The organism is Moritella sp. PE36 (assembly GCF_000170855.1).
In the GTDB taxonomy this organism is placed as follows: Bacteria; Pseudomonadota; Gammaproteobacteria; order Enterobacterales; family Moritellaceae; genus Moritella.
Genome location: NZ_ABCQ01000019.1, coordinates 70296 through 79385, shown reverse-complemented (window position 1 = coordinate 79385; position 9090 = coordinate 70296). Strand labels below are relative to the sequence as shown.

8 protein-coding genes, 1 tRNA gene and 2 rRNA genes are annotated in these 9090 nt (G+C 40.3%); 9 read left to right on the top strand and 2 right to left on the bottom strand.

Going from position 1 to position 9090, the window contains the following annotated elements:
- The 3 genes from PE36_RS12550 to PE36_RS12540 form a co-directional block, all read left to right on the top strand.
- Positions 1–495: ribosomal RNA gene (locus PE36_RS12550) — 23S ribosomal RNA — on the top strand; the annotation flags it as partial.
- A gap of 135 nt (positions 496–630) precedes the next feature.
- Positions 631–746 (top strand): 5S ribosomal RNA (gene rrf / locus PE36_RS12545).
- Positions 747–804: 58 nt separating this feature from the next.
- Positions 805–881, top strand: a tRNA-Asp gene (locus tag PE36_RS12540).
- A gap of 355 nt (positions 882–1236) precedes the next feature.
- Here PE36_RS12540 and PE36_RS12535 read toward each other — a convergent pair.
- On the bottom strand, positions 1237–2385 hold the full coding sequence (locus tag PE36_RS12535; RefSeq protein WP_006032411.1) for a PKD domain-containing protein: 1149 nt from the start codon (positions 2383–2385) through the stop codon (positions 1237–1239).
- 510 nt (positions 2386–2895) lie between these two features.
- Between PE36_RS12535 and glnK the strand changes: the two genes are divergently transcribed.
- The 5 genes from glnK (at position 2896) to PE36_RS12510 (ending at position 7506) form a co-directional block, all read left to right on the top strand.
- Positions 2896–3234 carry a P-II family nitrogen regulator gene (glnK, locus tag PE36_RS12530; RefSeq protein ID WP_006032410.1) on the top strand — a complete coding sequence of 113 codons (339 nt, stop codon included), beginning with the start codon at positions 2896–2898 and terminating at the stop codon, positions 3232–3234.
- Between the two features lie 11 nt (positions 3235–3245).
- Entirely contained in the window at positions 3246–4478 is a 1233-nt protein-coding gene (locus PE36_RS12525; protein ID WP_006032409.1) for an ammonium transporter, read from the top strand.
- A gap of 180 nt (positions 4479–4658) precedes the next feature.
- Positions 4659–5243 carry an aminodeoxychorismate/anthranilate synthase component II gene (locus PE36_RS12520; protein ID WP_006032408.1) on the top strand — a complete coding sequence of 195 codons (585 nt, stop codon included), beginning with the start codon at positions 4659–4661 and terminating at the stop codon, positions 5241–5243.
- A 141-nt stretch (positions 5244–5384) separates the two neighbouring features.
- Positions 5385–6590 (top strand): aspartate aminotransferase family protein, encoded by a 1206-nt coding sequence (locus PE36_RS12515; protein WP_198138612.1) that lies wholly within the window; start codon positions 5385–5387, stop codon positions 6588–6590.
- A 43-nt stretch (positions 6591–6633) separates the two neighbouring features.
- On the top strand, positions 6634–7506 hold the full coding sequence (locus tag PE36_RS12510) for an NAD(P)-dependent oxidoreductase (protein ID WP_006032406.1): 873 nt from the start codon (positions 6634–6636) through the stop codon (positions 7504–7506).
- A gap of 90 nt (positions 7507–7596) precedes the next feature.
- On the opposite strand, the gene crp is transcribed toward PE36_RS12510, so the two are convergent.
- The gene (crp, locus tag PE36_RS12505; protein ID WP_006032405.1) at positions 7597–8238 is read right to left on the bottom strand and encodes a cAMP-activated global transcriptional regulator CRP; all 642 of its coding nucleotides are present in this window, start codon (positions 8236–8238) and stop codon (positions 7597–7599) included.
- Between the two features lie 284 nt (positions 8239–8522).
- Between crp and PE36_RS12500 the strand changes: the two genes are divergently transcribed.
- Positions 8523–8927, top strand: a complete 405-nt coding sequence (locus tag PE36_RS12500) for an OsmC family protein (RefSeq protein ID WP_006032404.1) — start codon at positions 8523–8525, stop codon at positions 8925–8927.
- Positions 8928–9090: the final 163 nt, after the last annotated feature.

Sequence of the window (9090 nt, the reverse complement as noted above, 5' to 3'; positions counted from 1 at the left end):
GGAAGGGCCATCGCTCAACGGATAAAAGGTACTCCGGGGATACAGGCTGATACCGCCCAAGAGTTCATATCGACGGCGGTGTTTGGCACCTCGATGTCGGCTCATCACATCCTGGGGCTGAAGTTGGTCCCAAGGGTATGGCTGTTCGCCATTTAAAGTGGTACGCGAGCTGGGTTTAGAACGTCGTGAGACAGTTCGGTCCCTATCTGCCGTGGGCGTTTGAGAATTGAGAGGAGCTGCTCCTAGTACGAGAGGACCGGAGTGGACGAACCACTGGTGTTCGGGTTGTCATGCCAATGGCATTGCCCGGTAGCTAAGTTCGGAACTGATAACCGCTGAAAGCATCTAAGCGGGAAGCAGGCCTCGAGATGAGTTCTCACTGGAGCTTTAAGCTCCCTGAAGGGCCGTTGGAGACTACAACGTTGATAGGCAAGGTGTGTAAGTGCTGTGAGGCATTGAGCTAACTTGTACTAATTACCCGTGAGGCTTAACCATACAAATTAAAGTATGATTAATTGAAATTTGACTTAAGAATTGATTGAACACTTTATGTTTTAAAGACTTCTTTATTTATAGCTTTTCAGATTACAATAGAAATTAATTTTTCTTATAGAAAGCAAACCAGATTTGCTTGGTGACCATAGTGTTGCGGTACCACCTGACTCCATTCCGAACTCAGTAGTGAAACGTAATAACGCCGATGGTAGTGTGGGGTTTCCCCATGTGAGAGTAGGGCATCGCCAAGCGCCAAATAATGTCGAAAGACACAAAATTTAGACTGATATTTATCAGCACAGATTGTGCGGAGTGGTAGTTCAGTTGGTTAGAATACCGGCCTGTCACGCCGGGGGTCGCGGGTTCGAGTCCCGTCCACTCCGCCAACAAACAACGAAAGCCTGAATCGAAAGATTCAGGCTTTTTTTGTGTCTTAAATTCAGTTATAAAGTACCGAACAGATTGTGCGGTACACTGTTCTTATTAATAGTATTCAGTTGGACTGGAAATATTCCAGGCATTTCTCAGCACTTCCACCATCTCTAGTGGTCGTTAGACTCTTTATAAAAGATAAGCGGCCTGCCATGCCGAGGGACACGGGTTGGGGTTTGTACAAAGCCCAACCCTCACTTTTCCAACAAATAACAAAGCCTGAATCTTACGATTCAGGCTTTGTTATTCTTGAAATTCGGTCATCTACAAAAGCAGAGATTGTGCGGAGTACTTGCCATATATTGAGTGTTAGAGCTCATTTGGTTCAGCACACTCATTATTACCTTGCTGTCTGATTTCAGAAGTAAGGTTAGTAGGGAATATACGTGACATTTGATCTTTATATTTTGCTATTTGAGCATCACACCATGCATTGGCACTGCTGAAGGTTGTGAGTGGACCGTTTGCAATACTTGTAAAACATTGACCTTCATCTCGCGCTCTGTATAAGGTATGGCTTGATGTCAAAATATCGCATGTTACGTATGCCGCATTTTCACTGACATTTATCGTTTTGATTACTTCTTTTTCAATTCCTTCTCCACTTATAATTGTAAGTGAAACACTATAACCATCTTCCGCGGGGAATTCTTTTGTTATCTTAAGACCATTTTCACTGCTACCATCATGTGGAAAGTACCAATTATAGCTGTCAATATTACTGCTAATATTGCTACTGCTACTTGCATCAAAATTGGCTACTAGATTAATGGTTGTATAGGTGAAATCAGCAACTGGTTCAGTTGGCTCCGCTGAAACTTCAACTGTTGTTGTGGTTGAATCTTCAGTACCATCTACTGATTTTACTTTTAGTGATACTGAATATTGACCTGATTGATTAAAGGTATGAGCTTTTACTGGAGTGGAATAACTAGCACCTTCAATGATCCATTCAAACTCACTGATATCACCTTCGCTATAAGTTGAGCTTTGAGCATCAAATTCAACATTCAAACCATTAACACTCACAATATTTATGATTGCAGTCGGTTTTAATGTTGTTGTATCGATCTGCTCTGGTGTGATTGTGATGTCTTGAGAGTAACTATCGAGTTCATCCCCAGCAGTATCTAATACTGTAGCTTTTATTCTATAAGTATTAGCTTCTAAAAATTGATATTGTGGGTCTTCTTCAGGGTGCAGGGTTGCGACTTGTCCCGCACCATCTAAATATACTGCCCAGTGCCATGCTATATCGTCTTGCGTATATACTTGGCCATCTTCAGTATATGTGCCGTCAAAATAATACAATGGTGAATTTACATCGCTTGCCTGATGAGTGAAAGTTACACTTGATATGATCTCTGTTTCGTCATTTTGATCATCACCATCGAATATATCTTCAGAACCGCAAGCTGTTAGCGTTGATAATAGTGTTACCAGTAGTAATTTCTTCATTGTATTTCTTCCATGATTTTAGATTTAAAGTAACAAATCCGTTTTAGCTACTTAGGTTGGAAGCACATTATCATTATTGTTGATTATAAAAAGTACCAATTTAATTATGGTACGCAACGCTGTGTCAGATTTATTGAGCGGTGTTTATATATAGATTAAGTTTATTTTAAATAGATTGTTAAGGAATCTAGTTATTAAGACTGATGGATACCCCGTAAGGATTAATTATTAACAATTAAAATTAGTTAATGTCTTACGCTATTTTAAGATATAAGAAGTTATTAAAATTGGGATTACGATCTCAAATTAACAGTACGTTAATATTTAGTTAACAACTGCACTGAATTGGGGGGAATAACAGAATGGTCGCACTGTTTTGGTGCTTGTGGCGTCAGGGTAAAGCGAGGTGTTTAGTTAAGTTATTGAATTTATGGCATTTAAATTGTTGGCACGGAGGTTGAATTAAGTCTAATCATATAGATATTCATATACTCATGCAAGGAGCTCTTTATGAAGCTAATAAGCGCAATCATTAAACCATTTAAACTCGATGATGTTCGTGAAGCTATAGCCGATTTCGGTGTTGAAGGATTAACAGTGACTGAAGTCAAAGGCTTTGGTCGTCAAAAAGGTCATACCGAATTATATCGTGGTGCAGAATATCAAGTCGATTTCTTGCCAAAAGTTAAGTTAGAAATTGCAACGCAGAGTGAAAATGTTGATCGCCTCATTGAAGCTATTAGTAGTGCTGCTTACACAGGTAAAATTGGTGATGGTAAGATTTTTGTTTACGATTTAAAACAAGTTGTGCGTATCCGTACGGGCGAAATGGACTCAGAAGCAATTTAAGGGAATAAATTATGCAAGAGCTAACAACTACAGTTACTGAGCTGCGTTTTGCACTCGATACTTTTTACTTTTTAATGTCAGGTGTACTGGTGATGTGGATGGCGGCAGGTTTTGCCATGCTAGAAGCAGGTCTGGTTCGTTCTAAGAATACCACCGAAATTTTGACAAAGAACATCGTGCTTTATTCTATCGCATGTATCATGTTTTTATTAGTCGGTTATAACATCATGTATGTTGGTAATGTCGAAGGCGGAATTATTCCATCATTTGGTTCTTTAATTGGCACACAATCTGAGGGTGCTGATCACTCGTTAGAATCAGACTTCTTCTTCCAAGTTGTATTTGTTGCAACTGCAATGTCGATTGTATCTGGTGCGGTTGCTGAACGTATGAAATTATGGGCCTTCCTTGCCTTTACTGTATTTTTAACTGGTGTTATCTACCCGATTGAAGGTTACTGGACTTGGGGTGGTGGTTTCTTAGCTGAAGCTGGTTTCTCTGATTTTGCTGGTTCAGGTATTGTGCATATGGCTGGTGCCGCTGCTGCATTCGCTGCTGTTTTATTACTTGGTGCCCGTAAAGGTAAGTATGGTAAAAATGGCGAAGTGCACCCAATTCCTGGTTCAAATATGCCATTAGCAACACTAGGTGCATTTATCTTATGGATGGGTTGGTTTGGTTTTAACGGTGGTTCACAACTAATGCTTTCAGATGTTGAAAACGCAACGGCCGTTGGTAAAATCTTCCTGAACACGAATGCGGCTGCGGCTGCGGGTGCTGTAGCTGCATTGCTGGTTACTAAAGCCTTGTGGGGCAAAGCAGACTTAACGATGATTCTTAATGGCGCATTAGCTGGTTTGGTCACGATTACCGCTGACCCACTCAGTCCAGCTCCAGCATTTGCGACATTATTAGGTGCACTAGGTGGTGTGTTAGTTGTATTTAGTATCGTTGCATTGGATAAAGTGAAGATTGATGATCCAGTTGGTGCTATCTCGGTACATGGTGTGTGTGGTCTATTTGGCTTAATGGTTGTACCATTTAGCAATACAGATGCAACATTTGGTGCTCAGCTATATGGCGCTGCTATTATCTTCGCTTGGGTATTCGGAGCAAGTATCTTAGTGTGGGCTGTTCTGAAAGCAACAATGGGTATTCGTGTTACTGAGGAAGAAGAGATCACGGGTATGGATATGGCTGACTGTGGTATCGATGCTTATCCAGAGTTTGTAACGGTTAAATAACTCGATTTAACATTCGGTAAAAATTATAAAAGCTCAGCATTTGCTGAGCTTTTTCGTTTACTACTTTAAACATCATTGATACTGAAAAGGTATGTTTCAATTACCAAGAGTCATTATTAGAAACCAATTTCTAGCTATGATATTATTCATCCAGTTTCCTCACTAGAATTTTAATCTTCCATGTTACTTATTATCGATAATTACGATAGTTTTACGTTTAACTTATTCCAATATTTCTCTGAACTCGGACAAGATGTTGTCGTTAAACGTAATGATGAAATTTCACTGGCGCAAATAGCGTCGTTATCTCCTGATTATCTGGTTATTTCTCCTGGTCCATGTACACCAAATGATGCCGGTATTTCATTATCCGTTATTCAACAGTTTGCAGGTGAAATTCCCATTTTAGGCGTGTGTCTGGGTCATCAGTCAATCGCCCAAGTATTCGGTGCCAATGTCATTAAAGCCAAAAAAGTGATGCATGGTAAAACGTCGAAAATTCAGCATACAGGTAAAGGGGTTTTTACGGGATTAAAGAACCCGTTAACCGTCACCCGCTATCACTCTTTAATTGTTGAAACTTTGACACTTAATGATGAATTTGAGATCACCGCTTGGACTGAAGATAATGATGGCGAGTTTGATGAGATCATGGCGTTTAAACATAAAAAACTTGCGCTCGAAGGTGTACAATTTCACCCTGAAAGTATCCTGACTGAGCAAGGCAAAGAGCTATTAAATAATTTTCTTATCAATAATTCATAGATTTCGGTAATGGAACGCTATATTGAACTTGACCTGTGATTAAATATCTATAATTATTGAATATATATTCGTCACTAGCTGGCGTTTGACTATTTAAACATTGATGTTTGCTGAGAGGGAAGGACTATGACCAATAACGTAATGGGTGTGACTCGGAAAGATTTTGATGACGTAATGGTGCCAAATTATGCACCGGCAGCAATGATCCCTGTGCGAGGCAAAGGCTCACGTGTTTGGGATCAAGCTGATAATGAATACATTGATTTTGCTGCTGGTATTGCCGTCAGTTGTTTAGGGCATTGTCACCCTCCTTTAGTTGCAGCGCTGCAACAACAAAGCCAGCAATTATGGCACGTGAGTAATTTACTCACGAATGAACCAGCATTAAGACTAGCCAACAAACTGACTAAGGCGACGTTTGCAGATAAAGTTTTCTTTGCTAATTCTGGTGCCGAAGCCAACGAAGCGGCGTTAAAGTTAGCGCGTCGTTATGCTCTCGATAAATTTGGTGACGGCAAAGATCAGATCATCGCCTTTAATAAGGGCTTCCACGGCAGAACATTCTTTACGGTGACCGTTGGTGGTCAATCGTCTTATTCTGATGGTTTTGGTCCTAAACCTGGTGCTATTGACCATGTTGATTTTAATGATTTGGCAGCAGTTGAAGCATTAATGAGTGATAAAACCTGTGCCGTCATGATGGAACCTTTGCAAGGTGAAGGTGGTATTAATGCTGCTAATCAGCAATTTCTGATAGGCGTTCGGGCGCTGTGTGATAAATACAATGCGCTGCTGATATTTGATGAAGTGCAAACGGGCGTTGGTCGTACGGGAACGTTTTATGCCTATCAGCATACTGATATCAAACCTGATATTTTAACCTCTGCAAAAGGTCTTGGGGCTGGTTTTCCTATTGCTGCGATGCTAACGACAGGTAATATTGCTAAGAGTCTGAGTGTGGGAACCCATGGTAGTACTTATGGCGGTAATCCACTGGCTTGCAGTGTTGCGGAGGTTGTCGTTGATACGATCAATAATGATGATTTTTTAGCGCAAGTTAAGGTAAAGTCAGCCATTTTTCAAGAAGCTTTAACGCAGATAAATAACCAATATGCCATTTTCTCTGACATTCGAGGTGACGGTTTATTATTAGGTGCTGAGTTAAAAGAACAATATCAAGGTCAAGCCATCGCGATCATGAATCAAGCGGCCCAACACGGGTTATTAATATTAGTGGCTGGCGCCAATGTATTACGTTTTACGCCTGCACTTAATATCCCTGAAGATGATATTCATGCGGGAATGAAAAAACTGAGCCAAGCTATCGAAAAGTGGTTAGCGGCGTAACCGTTAATTGAATCGAAAGTGACATGGCATAAAGAGGACTAAAATGAAAATAGCATTTATTGGTTTAGGTGTAATGGGTTATCCAATGGCGGGTCATCTGCAAAATGCTGGACATGATGTCGTAGTATTTAACCGTACCGAGACGAAAGCCGTCACTTGGGTCGAAAAATATAGTGGTAAACGTGCCTCTACGCCACATCTCGCTGCACTTAATGCGGATTTAGTGCTTATGTGTGTGGGTAATGATGATGACGTGCGCAGCGTTGTTTACGGCGAGGATGGTGTATTGTCGGCAATGAAAGCCAATGCAATATTGATCGATCATACAACCACATCCGCATTATTAGCCGAAGAATTATCTGCTGCCTGTGCAAAATCAGATATTCATTTTCTTGATGCGCCAGTGTCGGGCGGGCAAGCGGGTGCCGAAAATGCACTGCTCACCATTATGACGGGCGGCGCAGCCAACGCATACGAGCGTGTTTTACCTGTGTTGGATATAATGGCGAAGAAAGTGACTTTGGTCGGCGATGTTGGTGCGGGACAAAAATGTAAAATGGTTAATCAGTTATGCATCGCGGGTTTGGTGCAAGGTCTAGCCGAGGGCGTAAACTTTGCTAAAAATGCCGGATTAGATGAGCATATCGTACTGGATGTATTACGTAATGGTGCCGCCCAATCTTGGCAATTAGAAAATCGCACCTTAACGATGGCGGAAGGGAAATTTGATTTTGGTTTTGCGATTGATTGGATGCGCAAAGATCTGGCGATTTGTTTTGAAGAAGCCGAGCGTAATGGCTCGTTAGTACCGATTGCGAAATTAGTCGATGGGTTTTATGCCGAATTACAACATGCTGGTGAGCAGCGTAGTGATACGTCAGTATTAATTAAACGATTGCATAAATCACAAAATTAGCTAACGCATAAACAGCAGTTAATAAAAACGGCGTCTGACTTGTGAGTAACATGTCAGACGCCGTTTTATTAGCTCAATAAAATGATTGAATTAGCGTGTGCCAAATACAACAATCGTTTTACCATGAGCCGAGATCAGCTCTTGTTCTTCAAGCATCTTCAAGATACGACCAACAGTCTCACGTGAACAACCAACGATTTGACCAATTTCTTGACGAGTAATTTTAATTTGCATGCCGTCTGGGTGAGTCATTGCGTCAGGCTGTTTTGCTAAGCTTAATAGCGTTTGTGCAATACGACCAGTTACGTCTAGGAATGCTAGATCACCAACTTTTTGACTTGTAATCTGTAGACGTTCAGCCATTTGACCTGATAAACGCATTAGGATTTCAGGATTAACTTGGATTAATTGACGGAATTTCTTATATGAAATTTCTGCTACTTCACATGGTGATTTAGCACGGATCCATGCGCTACGTATAGGCTCTTCAGTATCTTCAAATAGGCCTAGTTCACCCATGAAGTCACCTTGATTCAGATAAGAAAGGATCATTTCTTTGCCTTCTTCATCCTTAATTAGAACTGCCACAGAGCCTTTAACGATAAAATATAAAGTTTCCGCTTTTTCTCCTGCATGGATCAGTGTACTTTTTGAAGGGTACTTGTGAATATGACAGTGAGATAAAAACCATTCTAAAGTAGGGTCAGACTGTGGCTTGCCGATAACAACCATGGGTATTCCTCTGTAAGTTATTATAATCGCAAATTATGTCCGTATTGCGATATTTTAATTTTATTATTATTACTGACTTGATAGCATAAGAGACAATAACACTAATAAGCAAGAACTGAGTTGATTTCTGTTCAATATCAACGTGAATATATCATTTTTTGAATATTGACTTGCTGTTTATTTGCAACTTTTAACTATATTTGGGATATGGAACAGTATTTTATTGCTTTTGTGATATTAAATATTGTTCGATACCTTGAAATTAGACATTAACGAGGTATTTTATGAAAGCAAATGTGAAGTGGATCGACAAAATGCAACTGATGGGCACGTCAGAAACGGGTCACGGTATCCTTATGGATGGTGATCGTAATGGTATTGCGGCGAGTCCAATGGAAGTTGTGCTAATGGGGATGGGTGCATGTAGCTCTATTGATGTTGTCGATATTTTAAAAACAGGCCGTCAAAACATCCTAGGTTGTGAGGTTGATTTAACGAGTGAACGAGCGCCTGAACCACCACGTGTGTTTACTAAAATTAACGCACATTTTATCGTATCAGGCACTGACCTTAATGAGAAAAAAGTAAAACGTGCAGTTGAGCTATCAATGGAAAAATATTGCTCTGTGGCGAAAATGCTAGAAAAGGCAGCTGAAATCACGTCGAGCTATGAAATTGTAGCCAAATAAGCAGCGTTGCTAATGAATAATTAACGGTAGGTTGTTGCTGTAGACTTATCGTTAATTTCCCTCCTCGAATGATTCCATTCTGGTAATCTTATAATGCTGTAAATATACACAATAGGGTTGTAGATAATATAATATGTGTTAAATCACCTGATAATACTATTTT